This window comes from Paenibacillus sp. An7 (assembly GCF_009870785.1).
Lineage (GTDB): Bacteria > Bacillota > Bacilli > Paenibacillales > Paenibacillaceae > Paenibacillus.
This window is the reverse complement of sequence record NZ_WTWX01000001.1, coordinates 184638-205526: the sequence shown is the minus strand read 5'-3', so window position 1 is coordinate 205526 and position 20889 is coordinate 184638. Positions and strand designations below refer to the sequence as shown.

Here is a 20889-nt window from a genome sequence, read left to right as displayed (position 1 = left end):
TTTTATCCCTTTCCTATGAAGTTGTTAGTTCTTTGATTGTTTAAAAAGGATGTTTTTCAATTCTCCCCACTGCTCTTGGAAGATACCAGGGTCCATTTGTTTTAGATCAGGGGAGATCACAGGTTCAAATTCCATTTGATCAAGAATATGTTTTTGGAGATCAACACCTGGTGCAATTTCGGTCAGGGTCAATTTTCCGTTTAATAGTTCAAACACAGCACGTTCCGTTACATAAATAACAGGTTGGTTCGTTTTGGTCGCGTAAGCACCGCTGAACGTAATTTGTTGAACTTGCTTAACGAATTTTTTGGATTTACCTTCTTTAATAATGTTCAGTTTTCCATCTTCAACACGGACGTCTAATCCTCCAGCCGTAAACGTTCCAGCAAAGACTAATTTTTTAGCGGACTGAGATATATTAATGAAACCGCCGCATCCAGCAACACGAGTTCCGAATTTACTTACGTTCACATTGCCGTCTCCATCGGTTTGAGCCAGACCAAGTACGGAGAGGTCAATTCCGCCGCCATCATAGAAATCAAATTGAGCATGATGATCGACGATGGCTTCACTGTTATATGCATGTCCAAAATCTTTCAGACCTGCGGGTACTCCGCCGATTGATCCTGCTTCAGTTGTAAGAATAAGTTGATCACTTACTCCTTCTTCCGCAGAGACGATAGATACATTGACAGGAATGCCGACACCCAGATTAAGAATAGTGTTAGGTTTTAACTCAGCGGCAGAGCGGCGAGCAATCACTTTACGCTCATCAAGCGGAAGTGCTTCAATGCTTTCCGTCGGTACCTTGATATGACCTGAGAATGCAGGGTTGTACTGCGTGTTTTCCGTTTGGAAGTGATTTTCAGGACTAGCAACAACGATGTGGTCAACTAGAATACCAGGAACCACCACATCTTTAGGACTTAGTGAGCCAGCCTTGGCAACCGATTCAACCTGAGCAATAACAATACCGCCTGAGTTACGCACAGCTTGAGCAATCGGGAGTACTTCCATATGAAGTCCTTCTTTTTCAAGGGTTAGATTTCCGTTTTCATCCGCTACGGTGCCTCGAATGAGAGCAACTTGAATAGGGAAGGATTTGTAAAATAACCACTCTTCGCCTTCAAGTTCGATTACTTTTACGATATCTTCTTTTGTTGAGGGAGACATTTTGGCACCTTCGATTCGCGGATCAACAAATGTGCCAAGTCCTACTTTTGTAATCACGCCAGGACGTTTTGCTGCAATTTCGCGATAGAGCTGAGTAATAACACCTTGTGGCAGGTTGTAAGCTTCACATTTATCTTCTTCAATCAGTTTTGCCATAGCAGGTGAAGCAATAGCAATGCCGCCAATCCATCGTTTAATTAAGCCTTCATGACCTAAGTGACTCATTCCTTTGTCACGGCGATCACCGACAGCACTCGCATGAATGACAGTCAAATTTCTTGGATGACCTGTTTCAAGAAACCTTTTTTCGATTGCAATCCCCATTTCTTCAGCCCAGCAGGACAATCCAAATCCGCTTGCAGCAACTGTATCGCCGTCGTTAATCAGCTTAGCAGCTTCCATTGCAGTAATAACTTTTGACATTAGGACACACCCCTTATTTTTCAATCCATTATTTGTATAGTGAAAGGATTCACATAATATCGCACATATCTGTATTCGTTTTGTTTAAGTCAGACACAAATGATTGTGAATACTTTCACTTGTATCTTATTGCAAGTCATTTTTTTCGTCAATTGAAGGGGAGGTTAGTAATATGATCTGGAAATTGTGTAGATAAATTGCTACAAATAATAGGCTGATTTCTGCTTTTGAGCAGTATGTATGTATTTTATAGCTAAAAAATAAGAAAAATGAGATGGAATAAAGAAAATCCCTGTAGCTTTTTTGTTCTTATTTTTTGCTGAGTATAATAAAAATGGGCTGTTATTATTCCTTGTTAAATGGAGATGGATCGTGAGACTTATCAACATTTTTTGTTGCTAAGGTGATCTGAATCACAGAAATAAATACCTAATTTCTGAGCAATCTCAAGAATGAAGCTGCTGTGTCATAGTTAAAATAGAGTATAAATTATTGTGTGAACAGTTTATGAATTACATAAAAAATAAAGATTTGAGAGAATTAAGTCTAAAAATTGGCTTTTTTCGCTTTCTTGCGACAGCATATTGCGGCTTCATGCTGCAATGAAAGGGAGGATGAGCTAATACTTCTAGGAGGTTAAGAGTGCATTTTAGCGAGAAGCAAATAAAAAGAGTCTGCTTATCCCTAAGCATGACTCTTTTCATATACACAATGTTATTTTACATTTTCTGAATCTTTATTAATCCAACTTTTAATTCCATCATCTTCAATAATAGAAATAACTGCATCAGCGATATCTGGATTTTGCATGAGTTTGTCTTGAATTCGGAATTTGATATCATCAGCATCTGCAAGCGTCAGTCCTTTATGAAGTTCAATTAATCCTTCCACATGGTAATAACGTCCTTCCTGAAGGATGCGCATCATTTGGATATCTGCCACATGTGTATCTGCAAAAATCGTTTGAGACACCTTATCTTCGATATCTTGAGGGGCAGCAACCCCGATCAGCCCAATCATATTGTCATATCCGACCCGGAAAGCAACGGCAATCATCAAACAACCAATGAGTGTGGTCACGATTCCATCTAAGAGTGCAAAGTTCGTGAGCGCAATGACGACGACAGAGATTAAAGCAAGGAGCGCACCTAACACTGCAACCATGTCTTCATAGAATACAAGCCTTGTTGGCGGGGCAGCTCGCCCTACATTTTTGATGGCAGCCGGAACAAGAGCAAATCCTTTCGCATCAGGAGCGCGCGATTCCTTGAGGATTTCTTTCATTGCTTTAATCAAAATGGTACCATCAATGAGAATATTCAGTACCAGTACACTGATATTAATCCATAGACCACCTGAATGACCGGCAGGATGCTGCAATAAATGAATTCCTTCATGAATAGTCTCGTAGGCCATAATCGTAACGACAATTACAGCAATCATACAGAAAATATTGATTACACGTCCAAATCCAGTAGGGAATCGATCTGTTGGCTTTTTCTCAGATAATACACTGCCGACAAAGACGAATCCCTGATTGATCGCGTCTGCGAGTGAATGCATGGCTGAGGCGAACATGGCCCCGCTGCCGCTAAATATAAATGCTCCTCCTTTACATAAAGCAAGCACCGCATTCCCCGCCATAGCGATGGCAGACGAAGTATTTCCTTTCTTTACGAGAGAAATAAAACTTTCCGATTTCGGTTGTTCGATCACTTTTTCTTTTCCTCCTCGAGACATTTGTAATAAATGTTTTGCAAATAAGATTTGTCTGCTTTATATCCATGTTTTTCCACACAACTGAATTATAACTTTTTTTACCCATTTTAGGTTGAAGTAAAAAGCGTTGTGAAACTTTTATTTTTTATTTAGGTATTTCAGTAACATCTATGATTTTTACAGTAAGATCTATAGTTTGTCAGGTTTCCGTCAACCAGGATAACCGTCATAATAGATCAGGAAGCGCCACAAAGCGATTTGAAAGCGTTTGCTTTGTGGTGAAATCATAAGGGAGGTAACGTAATGAGGAGTAGAATATCAAGTGTATTAGCTTTCATCATGTGCATTACCATCATGGCACCACAAGGTTTATGGCTTCCCAAAGCAGATGCTGCTGCAGTCGGTGATACGGTTGTAAACAGTGATTTTGAAACAGAAGTAGATGGGTGGTTCAAGCGCGGTTCTGAAACCGTTACACAAAGTACGTATGATGCGCAGAGCGGCAACGGAAGTTTGCTGACAACGGGGCGTACGGCGACATGGAATGGACCAGGGATGAATATAACAGAAAAACTGGTAAAGGGTGCTACCTATGAGTTCTCAATCTATGCCAAATTAAAAGAAAAAGGTTCAGCTACTATTGAATTGACATTGAACCAATCTGGGTTGCCAGAAAATGATCCAGTTACTTATGTCAAAATCGACTCAAATACCGTAACAGAAGCTGATTGGGTCCATCTGGAAGGACAGCTTCAAGTTGATAAGCGTGCGAGCGGATATCAAGTGTATGTACAATCTACCGACAATGCAACGGTTGATTATTACATCGATACCTTCTCTGCTAAACTTGTCAAACTACCGGAAGACTCAGAGCCAACATTACCGGAGGATGGGGAAATTGACCAATCAGGTAATATATTTGATTTTGAAGACGGCCAAGGTAATTGGATTCGTCGCTTTGGAGAGGGTCAGATCAGTGTCACTGATCAAGATAATCATACGACAGGCGGTTCTAAAAGCTTGCTGACTACCATTTCTGACCAGTATGATGGACCTCTTCTCGATGTATTAACAAAAATGAATCCAAACGATAAATATGATTTATCCGCATGGGTGAAAATGGCACCTGATTCGAAGCCGACGACACTTCGAATATCGTTTCAATCAGGCGAAAGTAGCTTTTCAAATGTGTCCTCAGACGTACTTGTCACACCAGGAGAGTGGGTACAGTTGAAAGGTACATATACTGTACCTGCGGCACCTGAAGTACTTAACGTTTATGTTGAATCAGCAGAAAAGCCTGCTGAGGCAAGATCGTTTTACCTAGATGATTTTCAGATATCATTAAGCGCTCCTGCATCTGGTCCCAAGCCGTTGCCAATTCAGACCGACGTGGATGCACTTAAAGATGTCTATGAAAAATACTTCGATATTGGGGCAGCAGTGGAACCACCTCGATTGAGTGGAAATATTCAGCAACTTCTAGATTTCCACTATAATTCGGTTGTTGCTGAAAACTCAATGAAACCGCAGTCCCTGAGTCCGTCCGAAGGGAAATGGAACTTTACGTCAGCGGATACAATTGCACAGTATGCAAATGACAATAATCTAAATTTGCGGCTGCATACCCTTGCGTGGCACTCACAGGCTGCAGAGTGGATGTTTAAGGATGCAAATGGCGTAGCTCTTGAAGCAACGGAAGCAAATAAGCAACTCGTTCTGGATAGACTAACGAATTATATACAAGTTGTGCTTCGCCACTTTAAGGATATGGGAGTTACGATCCATGATATTGATGTAGTTAATGAAGTCATTGACGAAGGGCAGCCGGACGGTATGCGCAGAAGTGAATGGTACCGGTTAACTGGGATTGACTTTATTAGGACTGCATTCAAGGTAGCGAGAGAAGAACTTCCAAATGCGAAGCTGTACATCAATGACTATAATACACATAGTCCGAAAAAACGCGATTTCATGTATGATCTTGCTGTGAAACTTAGAGACGAAGGTGTACCTATCGATGGAGTCGGTCACCAAACACATATTAATATCAGCGGGCCTTCCATTGAGCAAATCTCTGATTCAATTCGAAAATTCGGTGAAGCAGGTTTTGATAATCAATTAACTGAGGTTGACGTATCTGTATACACCAACAATACGACGAGCTATGATACGATTCCTGAGAACTTGCTCGTATCGCAAGGGTACCGATACAAAGAATTATTCAAAGAGTTGGTACGCCTAGATGATCTTGGAAGAACAGATAAGAACCCTGAAGGTTGGATTAGCAATGTGACACTCTGGGGTATAGCAGATGATTTTACCTGGCTTCATAACCGTCCGATCGATCGCCAGGATGCACCTTTTCCATTTGACAAACAACATCAAATCAAATATGCATACTGGGGAATGGTTGAAGCGGTAAAAACAATATTCCCTTCCAAACTTCCTGTCTCCGGAAAAGCGGCTACCGCAGCGCAAGGTACACCAAAAGTAGGGGATCCTCAAGATATTGCCTGGGGTACAATTCCGGCTATGAAAACGGAAAGTCTTGGTACACTTGAAGCAGATGTAAAATTGTTGTGGGACGCGCTTCATTTATATGTTCGAGTGGCAGTAAAAGATAACACGAAAGACTCTACAGATAAGATTGAACTGTTTACGGATGAGGGTGGTAACAATAAACGGACATTTACACGCGATGACTCATCAGTAACTGAAGTAGAAGGTGGATACGTATTAACAACTGCAATTCCACTGGAAGGAAAGCTCGGAGATAAAGTCAAATTCGATGTAAGAGTAACTGACCTTGGTGTTAACGACGGCTCTGAACAGGGCGGCAATGGCATGATCGTATCATGGAGTGACCCGCGAAATGCGCAGGAGCATGATACACAAGGATACGGGGTACTCACTTATATTGAAGCAACGAAAATCGGCACGGCTATCAAAGGTACACCTATCATTGATGGTGAACTGGATGCAGTTTGGGCGAATGCACCTGTGTATAAAACGGATGTGAAAGTTGAACAGACAGGCAGTGGAGCAGCCAAAGCAGATTTCCGCACGATGTGGGATGATGAAAACTTATACGTATATGCAATGGTCACAGACAGCGTATTAAGCGATGCTATTAAAGAAAGTGCTCATGAACAAGATTCTATTGAAATTTTTGTCGATCAGAATAATGGAAAGACAACAGCATATCAAGATGATGATGGTCAGTATCGTATTAACTTCAAAAATGTGAGAACGACCGCAGGGCATGCATCAGAAGATAATTTCACTTCGCAGACTAAAATTGTTCCAGGAGGGTATGTTGTCGAAGCAGCAATATTACTGGATAAGATTAAAGTGACTCCGGATACGGTAATTGGTTTTGATTTACAGGTAAATGACGATCAGGACGGGGGTTCCAGGGATAGTGTATTCATATGGAATGATCCTACGGGTCTATCTTATACGAATACATCGAGGTTCGGTGTTCTTCAGTTCAAGGATAACGAGACTGTTCCAAATCCATCACCAAATGAGTCAGCTTCAATACAGGTGAGCAATGCAGCTTTTAATGAAGCGTTGAAGAAAGTAAAAGCAGGCCGCATCTTGTTCGATATTCCGATACCAAGCGGTACAACAAAGGTGAATGTGAAGCTGACAGTGGATCAAATTAAGACAGCTAAGGCATCAAGAGTCAAGGAATTAGAAATCAATGTGGGTCTAGCTAAGTTAGTTGTGCCTAGCACTTTAATTCCTGATGCGGAGGGTACGGCCGATGTAGAATTCAGCATCGAAAAAGTGGATAACAATTCATTATCGGATGCGATTCGCAGCAAAGTCGGAAACAATCCTGTGTTTGACTTCCAATTAGCTGTTGGCGGGAAGCAAATAAGTAGTGCAAGCAAAAACCAAAAGATTCAAATCGCGATTCCTTATGCGTCAAAAGAAAACGAGAAAAAGGAACATGTTGTCGTGTACTCCATAAACGACAATGACAGCTTCCAGATTATTAACAACGGACACTATAATCCAGCTACCTCTATGGTAGAGTTTCATGTTAATGACTTTAGTAAATTCACAATGAAATGTAGATGCGAACTTCACTGATTTAAATCCCGGATCAAAGTGGTGTTTTTGCATCAATCACTAAGTTTGAACTAATAAAATGTAAAAGGGACGTTGTTAACTATTTAGCTGTAAGCTGAATAGGAAGCAGCGTCCTTCTTATTATGCAGCTCACTTCACGAAGAGCGTGAATTAAACTTTTGCAATCATTCAAGTTCCATATTCTTATATACCGAATTTAAATTATTATATTTATAAAGTGATTTTCTCGATATAGTATAATAATATGTTCATATACAGGGATAAGGAGACTTACATAACAGTGAAAAAAAGTGCAGGGAAAATCAATAAGATTTATGCTATGCAGCTTGCTACCATATTTATCGGTTTTATCATTTTTGGTTTTTCAGAAAATATAAAAGGACCTGCCATTCCGCGAATTCAATTCGATTTTATGTTAAATGAGTCTCAGCTGGGTACCTTATTATCGCTTAATGCGTTAGGCTATTTGCTTGCTTGTTCTTTTACAGCTTACCTGACGAGAATATGGGGAATCAAACTGGTGACGGTTATATCCTTTGCTTCTATGGCTCTCTCGGGTATATTCATTTTTTTCTCACAGCATTATGCCATGTTTTCAGCCTCTTATTTCTTAATGTATATCGGTAACGGGATGCTGGAGATCGGACTAGCAATACTGGGGGCTCGTATCTTTGTTAAGAACACGGGAACGATGATGAACTTAACCCACGGTTTTTATGGTCTTAGTTCAACGGTAGCCCCGCTTATTGCGACAGGTTTAATGAAGGTTACGATTAACGGTTATACACTGGACTGGCGTGGAATGTATCTCGTAATGTTACTATTATCCTTGATTCCCATTGTTTTCGCGCTGTTTAGTTCTTTTCCTGGCGATGATATTTCAATGGAAGACCGTGTTCCTCTTAAAACGCTAATTAAAGATCCTGTTTTATGGCTCATGGTGCTGATCCTTACCTTTGGTGTTGTATCCGAATTGGCTGTAGGAGGCTGGCTCGTTAACTTTTTAGAAAAAGCTTACAGTTGGGATACCGTTTCCGCATCGGGAATGCTCTCTGCATTCTTCTTATGGTTTTCACTTGCAAGACTATTGCTTGGACCGTTAACAGATAAAATTGGTTTTACTTTATCCTTAACTATTTTTTCGGGCATCTCTGCGGTTTGTACATTTATTGCTATTTTTGGCGGGGAAAAACTAGCCTTTTTCTTTGCCGCTGCTGGAATAGGTATTGCTATGATTTATCCAACGGTGATGGCTTTTATTGCTAGGAGATATCCTAATGGGAGTGACACGGCTATTACGTTTACGGTAACGCTTATGGGAGTCGGCAGTGTCATAGGTAATTATCTGATCGGGTTAGTTATCGAAATAACAAAAGGCATTTTCGGAGCAGATACTCAGTTGGGGCTATATCGCGGACTCCAGGCGGGATATGGATTCATCGGCTTGTGTGCAGCTTTGTGTATGGTTACAGGAATTATTCTATATATTTATTTAGGAAAAAGGAAAGAGATCATTTGAGTTAATGACGGGTTCTACATACATCTATTCCATACGAAAGTTATCATGAAAAAGAGCAACCTTAGTCCAGTTGAGTGCTGAACTAAGATTGTTTTTGATGTTTTTTAGTAACGATCTGTTAACTTCAAAAATTGGCTACCTTATACATAGAGAGAGTTACTCATCAGAGAGATTATCAGGAGGGTCGGATATTAGATTCACTTTTCCCATATGTTTTCCTTCATCGTTATCTGCTCCAACGCTAAGCTTACGAAATGGCAAAAAAAACATGTTCGTGATATGTACAGGTATGAATTGTTACAACTATCCATCGCTCAGGTGAGAGGTGAGATGAAATGGATACAAGAGCTAATTCGTAAGGCGGAGGAGTAGAATAAGTCTAGTTCTCTGTTCTCTTTTTATAATGTGATAAAAATAAAATTCTTGACATTTACTCCTAGTGATACAGGTGCTTGACAGCCGTTTGTTATACTATAACTACTACCCATTCATAGGAGGCATTACATGTTTCAACATAGTAATCAACATTACGAAGAAGTTAATTTTAGTACTCAAGATCTACGGTATGGAGAACTCATCAGCTGTACATTTTATCGTTGTTCATTCATGAACGGTTCATTAGAAGAGATCACATCCAGCAACTGCCGATTTATGGAGTGTGATTTTCGTGGAGCATCTCTGAACGGTTCCATTCATAAAGAAAGTGCATTTGAGAATTGCAACTTTAAAGGAGCTAATCTTTATGTTTCGAAATTTGAACAATGTAAAATGACAGGCTCTGATTTTTCAGGTACCGATATTGATGGTATTACGATAGTTGAAGGGGATTGGTCATATACAAATATAAGACATTCCCGCCTTAATAAACAGGACCTGCGAGGAGTCAAGTTTTATGAAGCTGATTTGTCAGGTGCTAATCTGGAAAAAGCGGATTTAAGAAATAGTGATTTAACAATGGCGGTATTAGCGAAAGCAAATATGCAGGGGGCTGATCTAAGAGGAGCTGCGATGCAAGGCGTGGATTTCAAAACGCTGAGCATTGCAGGCGTGCGAATGGACATGGATCAGGCGGTATTGTTTACACTTTCTCATGGAGCAAAGGTGGACTAACGAGCGGAACTAGAGAAAACAATAGATAACACCGGTATAATGCTGGTGTTTTTGTTTTTTTAAAAATCTACTGTTTATTTTACGAAATTAAGTAAGAACCGTCTTACTTAAGACGGTTCTCCAATGATTCAATTGCAAGTATTAGTGCAGTTAAGCGGCGTTCATTTAATGTTTTTTGAGAACTGCCTTCTTTTGCTTTTGTTATTTGTTTTTCGATAGATGGAAGGATATCTTGCAGAACTTCATAAGAGGTCAATATGATTTCTTCGTTATAGTTAAAATCCTCCTCATTCCAAGCCCCTTTTAAGCTTTCTATACCAATCTTCACTGCATGTAGTCTCTTTTTGACAAGAGTTGTGCTTGAACCTTTTTCTGTCATGGTTTTATAAGCATTAGTAAGTTTATTTATCGTTGACTCCAAGGATTTAATGGACAAATCCTGGATTTCTTGGCTAACCATATTCATATTCAAACCTCACTTTCCATTTTAATAATACTTCCTTTTAGCAAGATGCTTAACGCTATGCTCTTCATTTGGAAATCTCCGAATACTCATCCTTTATCTTTTCTAAACTTTGCTGGGCTTACCCCTATCATTCTACGAAACAGATTAGCAAAATGATTATAGTTATTAAATCCTACATCATGTGCTGCTTCGGTTGCCGTTCTTCCCATATGTTCCATATAGATGGCAGCCTGCTTGATCCTCATTCGATTCACATGTTCAATAATACTTTCACCCATCTCTTCTTTAAAAAGATGGGATAGTCTGGAAGGAGATAAGCCGGCGGCATCTGCTAAATCTTGAATTCGTATCTCGTTATTCATAGAGTGAGACAGGTTTTGCAAAGTAAGGATGATTCGCGGGTCGTGCTTTCTATGTAATTGCTGTGCGAGCAGCAGGATAATCTCCCGAATTGTATTTTCACATAAAGCATACCAATAATTTGATCGCTCTCTTGCATGATAGAGAATATGTTCCAATCCATCGGTAACTCGCTGTTGTGTATATCCATCGGGGATAGGTACGATAAGAAACTCTTCCTGAGGCAAATAACTTATTTCCATGAGTTTATGAAAATGAACCCACATAAAGTTCCAATGTCTGCCTTCCACTGTACCATATTCATGAGGAGTGTCGGCACGTAGTAGTCCAATTTCTCCTGCATGGATATGTTTACACCCCTCTGGTGTATGGAAATATCCTTCTCCTTCGAGTGTGTATACCATGAGCCAGTCTCCCATTCCCTTAGGACGGCTGTGACTATACGTGTCGTCTTCATTAAAATGTCCGCTCAGAATATCTCCATAACGCGTAGCTGTATAATTCACAGTTTGATATTGAGGAGCCATGAACTGTCCTCCTAATTCGAGATCATTAGCAGAATCCATGCAGTTTACAGCAAGAATCCTACTTCTTATCTATTATGGATTCATGTAAGCTGTTGTCAACCGATGAAATATTTTTAATAAGGAGATGAATAACCATGGACAAAGGGTTGAGAACGCTATCCCCCGATCAGTGGAATCTGTTTCAAAAGGAAGGGTATATCATCGTAAAAGGGCTGTTCAGTGAAGAAGATCTATGCCGGATTGATAATACATTTGATGAGATCAGTAAGGTAACTATTCCGGGTTATTTCGAGCCTGACTTGGAGGCTGCTTCGGAAGATCCTCTAAAACGTTACCCAAGGGTCATGCATCCACATCGTTTCAATGAAACGGCCAAATCCTACATGCTGCATAAACCAGTACTTGAAGTGCTTGAAGATCTCTATGGTGAAGAAGTGCTGGCTGCACAAAGTATGTTCTATTATAAGCCACCCGGCTCCCGAGGTCAGGCACTGCATCAAGATAATTTTTATTTGCAGGTAGAGCCTGGCAACTGTATAGCAGCTTGGACTGCCATTGATCCTGCTACGCTTGAGAATGGTGGACTGCTTGTAGTCCCTCAAACTAGCGAGCATGACATCGTATGTCCGGAAGTGGCCGACTCCAAAGAGTCTTTTACGACGCACTATGTGAAACCTCCAAAGGATACATCAGCTATACCTGCAATTATGGATCGTGGAGATGTATTGTTTTTTAATGGAAATCTCATTCACGGTTCGTACCGGAACAAAACAAAAGATCAATTCCGCCGCGCTTTTATATGCCACTATGTGGGTGCATCCGCTACTCATATCAGTCATCATTATCGTCCTCTGTATCGCGCAGACGGTTCTGTCATTGATCTTGAGATAAATCCGAATGGGGGACCTTGCGGTGTAGAGTTCGATAATGTTTATCCTCATTAATTAAGTGCATTATAAATAGGTTAAGACGGAAAGTTGTATATCAATTACCGAATGTAAACGCTATAATACGATCAAGTTTATTGCCTTTTATGTATAATTATAGTGGATAGGCGGGGGTAGAATGGTCCTGATTCAATCAGAGTATAAGTGGGCAACAAAGGTGGCTGGTTCCATTATGGAACGAACACCTAAGCTGTATGCGGGTGAAGGTTATAATGGAAAATGGTCGTATGATTACGGTGTAATATTAAAAGGGTTTGCGAAGCTTTGGAAAGTTACTGGTGAGGCTTCTTATTTTCAGTATATTCGGGACAATATGGACCACTTTATCCAAGATGATGGTACGATCCGAGGATATCGCCAGGAAGAATATAATATCGATCATATAAACAATGGTAAGCTTCTATTTGTACTATACAGTGAGACAGGTGAGGAAAAATATAAACAGGCTGCTACTCTTGTTCGTGATCAGCTTCGCAGTCATCCGCGCACTTCGGAAGGCGCTTTTTGGCATAAACAAATATACCCTCATCAGATCTGGCTGGATGGGCTTTATATGGGGGCACCTTTTTACTTAGAGTACTTACTGAATTTTGAACCAGATGGGGATATCGAAGATGTAACCCGTCAATTTATTATTTGTGAACGACATACCAAAGACGAGCAGACGGGACTCTTATTCCATGCTTGGGACGAGAAACGGGAACAGCCGTGGGCAGATCCGGTAACGGGTTTGTCATCGAATTTTTGGGGAAGGTCACTTGGATGGTATGTGATGGCTTTAGTAGATGTCCTGGAACTTTTGCCAGCAAATCACCAAGATCGGGGGGAACTTATTCGAATCTTAAACGACACACTAACTGCTCTTCGTAAGGTGCAAGATCCACATACGGGAGTATGGTATCAAGTCGTGAATGAAGTCTCACGCAAAGGAAACTACTTGGAAGCTTCCGCTTCAAGTATGATTGTGTACGCCATAGCGAAAGGACTTCGTCTGAATTTGCTCTCTTCGGAATGGTTAGAGGTAGTAGATCAAGCATATGCTGGTCTTATTGCTGAATTTATTCTGGAGACAAAAGAAGGCTGGGTAAACCTGAATAAAAATTGTCAGGTTGCAGGACTTGGCGGCAGTACCCGCCGAGATGGAACTTATGCTTACTATATCAGTGAACCGATCATTACGAATGATCAAAAAGGACTGGGAGCATTTTTGCAGGCAAGTACTGAATATGAGAATCTAAACCGGTCCGCACTCTAAGAAGTGTTTAATCAGAAGTTTAAATAGATCATAGAATAATTCTACCGCAAGAAGTCGTCGAATGTGACGGCTTTTTTTGCATTCTAGAATTCTACTAATATCAGGCGGCAAGCAGCCTAGACGATCCTTACATATAAAAAAATGATGAGCATCATGTCTATTAACTATTCTAGTGAATATAGACGTATTTCCGTAACGGAAACTCGCTTCCTTCCATAGTATATAAAATAGATTTTGAGACAGTGGAGGGAGAACGATGGAAGCATTACGTTTACTCATGATTATAGATAAGTTCGAGGTAGGTGGAACAGAGACCTATGTATCCGCTGTCGTAGAAGAAATGTCAAAACGAAAGATTGCTGTCTATGTAGCAGGTAAACCAGGGAGTCTACTGTCAAAGTTTAAAGCGATCGGCTGTCCTACTTTTACGAGTATTCGTAATCAGGCGAAGTTTGAGAGATGGATTGTGAAACATAAGATTAACATGATCAATGCTCATCACGAAACGACAGGATTACTCGGCAGTCAACTCAGTAAGAAACTGAAAATTCCTTTTGTATTCACCATTCACGGAACCTATTATCCGCGCTCCTTGATTACTAGAGTCCTCAAGAAATGTGACGAGCATAAGGCGGTAATTAGTGTCAGTTTTCCCGTGAAAAAATGGCTGGAAGAAAAAAATATCTCCTCTATTGTAATCCCAAATGGGATTAATACAGAACAATTTATATATAGCAAAAATAGAGAACTGCTCAAACAGCTTGGCATCCCCCGAAAATCGAAGGTGCTTTTATATGTCAGTCGTTTAGAAGATGAAAAAGGAGACGTCTGTAAAGATTTTATTCGAGCGGCTCAGCGTTTTATGGATAAAGATGAGGACGTACATGTGGTGGTTGTCGGCGGGGGTCCTGATCTAAATAGTGTTAAAAAACTAGCTGCAAAAAAACACGCTCAGCGTATTCACATATTAGGAGAGCGACTAGACACGGTCTCATTATTCTCCATCAGTGATGTAGTAATAGGCACAGGAAGAGTGGCTCTTGAAGCCATGTCCTGTAAACGTCCCGTAATTGCGATTGGCAGCAAAGGGGTCTTTGGTATTGTGAAGCCAGAAAACTATAATGTGGCTTGGAAGTATTATTTTGGCGATCACAGAGCGAAACAAACGGTCGATACGAATAGAATTGAGCGTTTAATCGGGATTGCACTTCGTTCGAAAAAAACATCTGCCGTATGGGGAAACGCAGGGCGAGAGTTTGTTAAAAATAAGTTTCATATATCGGGTATTACAGATAAGTTACTCGCTGTATACCACAAGATGATCTAACGAAGCCGGGGGTGTGCTATATGGTAAACAAACTTATGATTGTCGCTCATCCGGATGACGAGATTATCTTTGGAGGAGCTTTTCTTTTAGCTGAAAAGGGATGGAAGGTCATTTGTGTAACAAATGGTAGAAACAAAGTTCGTTCCAAAGAGTTCAGAAAAGTAATGAAAGACATTGGAGCTGAATATGAGATGTGGGACTACAAGGATAAATGGGGAGGAGATTTCAACCGGAAGTCATTAAAGAGAGATATAGAGAATGTGCTTAAACAAAATCCTGAAATTAACATGATCGTCACCCATAGTAAAGGAGGGGAGTACGGTCATTCGCAGCATAAAGCGCTGCATGAGATTGTGAAAGAGATCGCACCGGATAAACTCTATATATTCAAACGTTCAAAGCAAAAATTGGCCAAAGGAGTATTAAAAAGAAAATACACGCTCCTAAAACGATATAAAAGCCAGGATATTGATTGGCTGAGAAAATATATTGAATACGAGAATGTACGAAAATACAAATAAAAAGGAAGTTCCTTTTTTAAAATATCATGGCGAAAAGGGCTGTGAGATTATCCCCTCTACGGAGTTCTCAGACAGCCCGCTGCTCGCCATTAGGTGGTTTGCTTTAATCTCTGACAGATGAAAAGTTAATAGGATTCATATGGAAAAGGATTCTTTGCATGCTCCTCATAATCATCAGGAATATTAGCAGTTGCGAAGTTTACAAAATCATCCGTGTAGGCGACAAGATCACAAGATTTCATATACTGCTTGGTGTCTCTTTTTTGCGTATGAGATTGTATGTTTTTTCGGCGAACACAGACATAGTTCTTACTTGAGACATAATAGATCTTGTACCCTGCGTTGTAACACTTTTTCAACCATTTCGCGTCAGATCCTCCGATCGTATCCTCCGGAAACTTAATTTTTTTCCATACGTTTTTTCGAAAGAACAAGGTTCCGCCTTTCAGTCTTCTTCCGAGCATGTGTTCTTTTCCTTTGCGGTATTCCATGAGTGCTTTCTTTTCTTCGAAGTACACATAAGTGGAATGTTTACCAACGATCGGCGCTTTTTTTGCCTTCAAGGCGAGGAGAGATTCCTTTAAATAATGGGGACCATAGTAATCATCATCATCGAATTTGGCGATAAAAGTGCCCTTAGCTCTTTTAATTGCCCAATTCAGACATTTTCCTAAGGTGTAACGCTCGGGCAACTTATAAACTCTCACATTATCATAATCTTTTGCTTTTCTCTTCCATGTTTTAAGACTCATACTGTCGTTATTCAAAATAATGATTAGCTCCTTATTATGCCACTCCTGCCGTTCATAATTTGAGAAAATGTTATCCATGAATTCAGGTCTCATGGTGCAAGCGATGATAGAAGCCATATTATCTGTTCAACTCCTTATCTATAATCGCTTTTCTTTTATTCCACGTGGAATTTTTCGTGACTTTATATTTTTTCTTTTTAATGACTTTTTTATAGAGTTTAAGAAAGTTATCTGTCATTACTTTATCTGAATAATATTTTTTAACATACAAGCGGCATGCTTTTGGTGATGGATACGATTTACCGCTCTTCACTTTGCGTGACATCTCATTCACATTATTGCAGAGCAACTGTGGTAAGCCATGAAGCACTTCAGGAATGGCTCCCGCTTTGAACGCAAGCACAGGGGTACCGCAAGCCAGTGCTTCAATAAGAACTAGACCAAATGGTTCATTCCAAGTCGAAGTGAATAGGACACAGCTTGCTTCGGATAACAGTTTCATTTTCTGATCACCGCCAACAGGACCGATAAACCGGATCTTGTCATTTAAGTGCGGTTTAATTTGTTCATTAAAATAAGCTACATAATTTGGGTTGTTATTAAAGGTCCCTGCAATAATGAGCTCTTTGCCTGTTTTCTGGGCGACCTCAACGGCAAGATGGACTCCTTTTCCGCTCATCATTCTGCCAATAAAGAGTAAGTAACCTTTTTTCTTCTTTTTATAAGGGTAGTCACTTAGACGAATTCCATTATGAACATAATAGCCTTTTTTGTTGATGTCTCTTATTTTTTTGCTGACAAATACAGGGATTTGGCTTCCTGCCGCACTTTTAGAATGTGAATTACGGATCGTGGGAATAGGAGGATTAGACTTAGCTACGATGCCGTAGTGGTCATGAATGATATCTACATCAGAAGGAGTGTTTTTAATGATAAAAGCGAGTTGTTCTTCTTTACTATCTGACGGATATTCAAACGTTTTGGTCGCACGAGTGTTCGATCCTTTTTTTGCAAAGAGAATCACTTCATGACCGCGATTAACTAGTTCCTCTGTAAGATAATACACATCTCGCTGCGTACCGCCGTAATCGATAGGTGGAACGGGAAGTGAATTTGTGGATACTTGAATAATTTTCAAAACAATGTGCCTCCTTTAAACTAGCCGAAGCTAAGCCTTGCTACTCCACAGTCTATGCCGATCGCAAAGAGAAGGAATGGGCCTTTTTAGAACCTATTAACTAATTGTCTCTTTCTTCTATAAGGTACGTGAATCCAATCCAAAGCTATTTATTTTTCATAGAATATTGGGAATGCAATAAAAGGAAAGGGGTGTGCGATCCTTTGAAAGGACTAATTCTATGTGCAGGGAAAGGGACCCGGCTATATCCATTCACCGTTTCTTATCCCAAAACATTGATTCCCGTAGCGAACGTCCCATTGCTTCACGGATGCATTGATAAATTAATCGATCAAAACATAACCGAGATTGGGATCGTGATCCATCCTTCTCAGGAATCTAGTATCACAGAGAGTGTGCAAAAGATAGACGAACAAAATATTAGAATTACGTATATCTATCAACGAAAGCCCGCCGGGATTGCAAATGCAATCTTGCAGGCGAAGAATTTTATTGGTGAGGAATCATTCATATTGCTGCTAGGAGATAATCTAATCTCTACTTCACTCCAAATACTCAAAGATCAAGTGGATATTGAGAAAAATGATGCTGCTTTATTGTTAGCTGAGGTGGATCATCCTCAAGATTATGGAATTGCCGAGGTGACTGGCTCAAAAATTGTAAGACTGGAAGAAAAACCGCAAAAGCCTAAATCCAATCTTGCTGTGCTGGGAGCCTATGCTTTTTCATCGTCCATCTTTAAGGCCGCCGAAACAATCAAGCCATCCGCTAGAGGGGAATACGAGATCACGGATGCGATCCAGTGGCTGATTCAGGAAGGGTATCCCGTCGCTTATCAAAAGACAGAAATATCGAGTATTGATGTAGGAACCGTAGAAAGATGGATTACAGCCAACCGAAAAATGCTCAAAGAAATGCTGTATGAAAGCTATATTCATCCTTCGGTTATTGTAAAAAACAGTACGATTTTTGGACCTGTCTCTATTGAACAGAACTGTGTTATAGAAGATGCGGTGATAGGTCCTCATGTATCAATTGGAGAGAATTCGACAATCAATGGCTGCTCTATACAGGATAGTATCCTCCTCAGCCATGTTCATCTAGAGAAAATAGGACACCTCCTCCGGGAAATGGTGGTTGGCTCAGGTTCTACTTGGGTCGGGATCGAACAAAAAGGAGAAGATGAGGGATGAATATACTTGTGATTGGCACAGGGTATGTGGGAACAACAACAGCTTTGGTATTTGCCGAAATGGGATGGAAGGTTACAGGGCTTGACACAGATCAGCAGAAATTAGATCAACTGCAAAATGGCATCCTATATTTTCATGAACCTGGCTTAAAGGAACTGCTTATAAAACATAATCATTCAGGTCAACTTCAATTCACTTCGAATAAGAAAGAAGCCATCGAAAAAAGTGACGTCATATTTATTTGTGTGGGTACCCCTTCACGTCCGGACGGTAGTGCAGATCTATCCTATGTGAAACAGGTAGCAGAAGATGTCGCTTATCATATGAATGGCTATAAACTTGTCGTAAATAAAAGTACAGTTCCCGTAGGAACACAGGAAAAAGTTACGGAATGGATCTCAGAATCGAATAGGAATGCACACCCTTATGATGTCGCGTCTAATCCTGAATTTTTACGTGAGGGAAAAGCATTAGAAGATTCATTACATCCTGACCGTATTATTATTGGAACAAAAAGTGACCGAGCAGCGAAATTACTTCAGCAGCTGTATTCATCTATGACTTGTGAAATCATCCAAACGACCCCGCGCACGGCCGAACTCATTAAATATGCATCCAATGCATTCCTTGCCACCAAAATTTCTTATATGAATGAACTTTCCAGATTAAGTGAACGACTAGATGTAGATATCAGAGAGGTAGCTAAAGGGATGGGTCTCGATCTTAGAATTGGGTCAAGATTCTTGCAGGCCGGAATCGGATATGGAGGGTCCTGTTTTCCTAAGGATGTATCTGCGTTACAGCAAACAGCAGAAGAGAACGGGATGAAACTGCAGATATTAGAACAAGTGGTCAACGTAAATAAAAGCCAATATCTATACATGCTTGATAAAGCGAAGAATAGACTGGGAGATTTTGCAGGCAAAAAAGTAGCTGTGCTAGGTTTAGCATTTAAACCTGACACAGACGACATCCGTGAAGCTCCGTCCCTTCGTTTGATTCAGGACTTACTCGGCCAACAAGCCACCGTCCATCTATATGACCCGATCGCAAAACTACCCGCCGCTTTCACACATGACCACCTAACCATTGCTTCTAAGGTTGAAGATGTATTTAAAGAGGCAGATGCCGTATTCATATGTACGGAATGGACCATGTTCCAAGAGCTGGACTGGAAATCAATGCATCAGCAAATGAAGCAGCCTAACCTTTTTGATGGACGGAATATGCTTGATGCAAAGACCATGAAGTCATTCGGTTACTACTATGAAGGCATTGGTTATAAGTAGAAGACAAAAATAGCGATCACAGGAGTAAGTACATTCTATTAATGATGTTCTTATAGGAAAAAGTGACGTTCTAATAGGGACAAGCGCTTATTATACTAGCTGCCAATTTGGCGGCTTTTTTCTGTAAGACATGTAAACTAAATGTCATCTGAATGTAACTTTCATAGAAATTACCATGTTACCATGTATATATTACAAATTTATACCAGGAGATTGATGCGACATGAAAAAACGATTCAAGGTCTTGATGGTGACGTGTTCTGCTTTTGTATTGATATCCGGTTCTGCTGTCGCTATGACATCCTTGCCGCAGATTTATATTAACAATGAAGAATATGCATATTCCTATGGAAAATAAAAAATCGAAAAAGGTACGGCAATGATTTCGTTACGCACCATGGTGCAGCTGTTTAAAGGAGACGTGGCATACAAAGACCACGGTATTTATATTACCCTTCCAGAAGCAACTCATTTAGCTAGACAAGTAGATGGTCTGATGAACGGGCTTGCTGCAACAACACCGGAAGAAGCAGCAAATACATGGATTCGCGGAGTTCAGCGTCGAAGTGGTCCAACTCAGTATGCAGTGATGACTTCGGAATTACAGAAAAAAACCAAACAAGAATTTGAAGATCATTCCTGGGTTACAGGCGGATCGAGCCCGCATATGGGAACGGTAACGAAGATGGATACAAAAGCCTTGTCAGCAGATAAAGTGCAAATTTCATTTTCCTATCCACTGGTCGTACCTGCAGATGGGATTATAGATTATGGGAAAGCAGTCCTCACTATTGTGAAAGCAGGTGACCCTGAATATTGGGCGATCTCGGAAATATCTTTGCAAGATCCCGGAGATACGGGTCTTATGATTGGTGCTAATCTGACTGATTAGCAGATCAGCTTCTTCAATTGAAGAAGCTTTTTTCTTGTGTTATTCTTGATTATGCAATTCGTAATATAAACATGTAATTATATGTTCATCTCCTATGCTGTCATAGAGAGGACGTAACGATCTTCGTAACTCTCACTTCAGCGAGAAGAATTGATATCGTTTTGCTATGCCGAT

General features: G+C 40.3%; 17 protein-coding genes. 11 read left to right on the top strand and 6 right to left on the bottom strand.

Annotation, left to right across the window (positions count from 1 at the left end):
- Window positions 1-24: 24 nt before the first annotated feature.
- Window positions 25-1596: an acyl CoA:acetate/3-ketoacid CoA transferase gene (locus tag GQY27_RS00870; protein WP_160031629.1), complete on the bottom strand. Its 1572-nt coding sequence runs from the start codon at window positions 1594-1596 to the stop codon at window positions 25-27.
- A gap of 714 nt (window positions 1597-2310) precedes the next feature.
- Entirely contained in the window at window positions 2311-3336 is a 1026-nt protein-coding gene (locus GQY27_RS00865; RefSeq protein WP_160031628.1) for a cation diffusion facilitator family transporter, read from the bottom strand.
- 282 nt (window positions 3337-3618) lie between these two features.
- On the opposite strand from GQY27_RS00865, the gene GQY27_RS00860 reads away from it, so the two are divergent.
- From GQY27_RS00860 to GQY27_RS00850, 3 genes are all read left to right on the top strand, one after another.
- The gene (locus GQY27_RS00860; protein WP_160031627.1) at window positions 3619-7419 is read left to right on the top strand and encodes an endo-1,4-beta-xylanase; all 3801 of its coding nucleotides are present in this window, start codon (window positions 3619-3621) and stop codon (window positions 7417-7419) included.
- Window positions 7420-7738: 319 nt separating this feature from the next.
- Window positions 7739-8938: an MFS transporter gene (locus tag GQY27_RS00855; protein WP_236570452.1), complete on the top strand. Its 1200-nt coding sequence runs from the start codon at window positions 7739-7741 to the stop codon at window positions 8936-8938.
- Window positions 8939-9442: 504 nt separating this feature from the next.
- Window positions 9443-10048: a pentapeptide repeat-containing protein gene (locus tag GQY27_RS00850; protein ID WP_160031625.1), complete on the top strand. Its 606-nt coding sequence runs from the start codon at window positions 9443-9445 to the stop codon at window positions 10046-10048.
- Between the two features lie 103 nt (window positions 10049-10151).
- Here GQY27_RS00850 and GQY27_RS00845 read toward each other — a convergent pair whose 3' ends face one another.
- Window positions 10152-10514 carry a hypothetical protein gene (locus GQY27_RS00845; RefSeq protein ID WP_160031624.1) on the bottom strand — a complete coding sequence of 121 codons (363 nt, stop codon included), beginning with the start codon at window positions 10512-10514 and terminating at the stop codon, window positions 10152-10154.
- 86 nt (window positions 10515-10600) lie between these two features.
- Entirely contained in the window at window positions 10601-11401 is an 801-nt protein-coding gene (locus GQY27_RS00840; protein ID WP_160031623.1) for a helix-turn-helix domain-containing protein, read from the bottom strand.
- 134 nt (window positions 11402-11535) lie between these two features.
- On the opposite strand from GQY27_RS00840, the gene GQY27_RS00835 reads away from it, so the two are divergent.
- The 4 genes from GQY27_RS00835 (at window position 11536) to GQY27_RS00820 (ending at window position 15451) form a co-directional block, all read left to right on the top strand.
- Complete coding sequence (locus tag GQY27_RS00835) at window positions 11536-12345, top strand: phytanoyl-CoA dioxygenase family protein (protein WP_160031622.1); 810 nt, start codon at window positions 11536-11538, stop codon at window positions 12343-12345.
- 121 nt (window positions 12346-12466) lie between these two features.
- A complete protein-coding gene (locus GQY27_RS00830; RefSeq protein WP_160031621.1) occupies window positions 12467-13603 on the top strand; it encodes a glycoside hydrolase family 88/105 protein in 1137 nt (378 codons plus the stop codon).
- 256 nt (window positions 13604-13859) lie between these two features.
- Window positions 13860-14930 (top strand): glycosyltransferase, encoded by a 1071-nt coding sequence (locus GQY27_RS00825; RefSeq protein ID WP_160031620.1) that lies wholly within the window; start codon window positions 13860-13862, stop codon window positions 14928-14930.
- A gap of 20 nt (window positions 14931-14950) precedes the next feature.
- Window positions 14951-15451: a PIG-L family deacetylase gene (locus GQY27_RS00820; RefSeq protein WP_160031619.1), complete on the top strand. Its 501-nt coding sequence runs from the start codon at window positions 14951-14953 to the stop codon at window positions 15449-15451.
- Between the two features lie 125 nt (window positions 15452-15576).
- Here GQY27_RS00820 and GQY27_RS00815 read toward each other — a convergent pair whose 3' ends face one another.
- Together GQY27_RS00815 and GQY27_RS00810 are read right to left on the bottom strand one after the other, a co-directional pair.
- The gene (locus tag GQY27_RS00815) at window positions 15577-16320 is read right to left on the bottom strand and encodes a glycosyltransferase family 2 protein (RefSeq protein WP_160031618.1); all 744 of its coding nucleotides are present in this window, start codon (window positions 16318-16320) and stop codon (window positions 15577-15579) included.
- A 1-nt stretch (window position 16321) separates the two neighbouring features.
- Entirely contained in the window at window positions 16322-17341 is a 1020-nt protein-coding gene (locus GQY27_RS00810) for a glycosyltransferase (protein ID WP_160031617.1), read from the bottom strand.
- Between the two features lie 203 nt (window positions 17342-17544).
- On the opposite strand from GQY27_RS00810, the gene GQY27_RS00805 reads away from it, so the two are divergent.
- The 4 genes from GQY27_RS00805 (at window position 17545) to GQY27_RS00795 (ending at window position 20715) form a co-directional block, all read left to right on the top strand.
- Window positions 17545-18534, top strand: a complete 990-nt coding sequence (locus tag GQY27_RS00805; RefSeq protein WP_160031616.1) for a sugar phosphate nucleotidyltransferase — start codon at window positions 17545-17547, stop codon at window positions 18532-18534.
- The gene (locus GQY27_RS00800) at window positions 18531-19823 is read left to right on the top strand and encodes a UDP-glucose dehydrogenase family protein (protein ID WP_160031615.1); all 1293 of its coding nucleotides are present in this window, start codon (window positions 18531-18533) and stop codon (window positions 19821-19823) included. Before GQY27_RS00805 ends, GQY27_RS00800 begins: the two co-directional genes overlap by 4 nt.
- Window positions 19824-20046: 223 nt before the next feature.
- Window positions 20047-20181, top strand: coding sequence for a hypothetical protein (locus GQY27_RS21875; protein ID WP_268893002.1), 135 nt, complete (start codon window positions 20047-20049; stop codon window positions 20179-20181).
- A 21-nt stretch (window positions 20182-20202) separates the two neighbouring features.
- On the top strand, window positions 20203-20715 hold the full coding sequence (locus tag GQY27_RS00795) for a hypothetical protein (RefSeq protein ID WP_160031614.1): 513 nt from the start codon (window positions 20203-20205) through the stop codon (window positions 20713-20715).
- Window positions 20716-20889 lie beyond the last annotated feature (174 nt).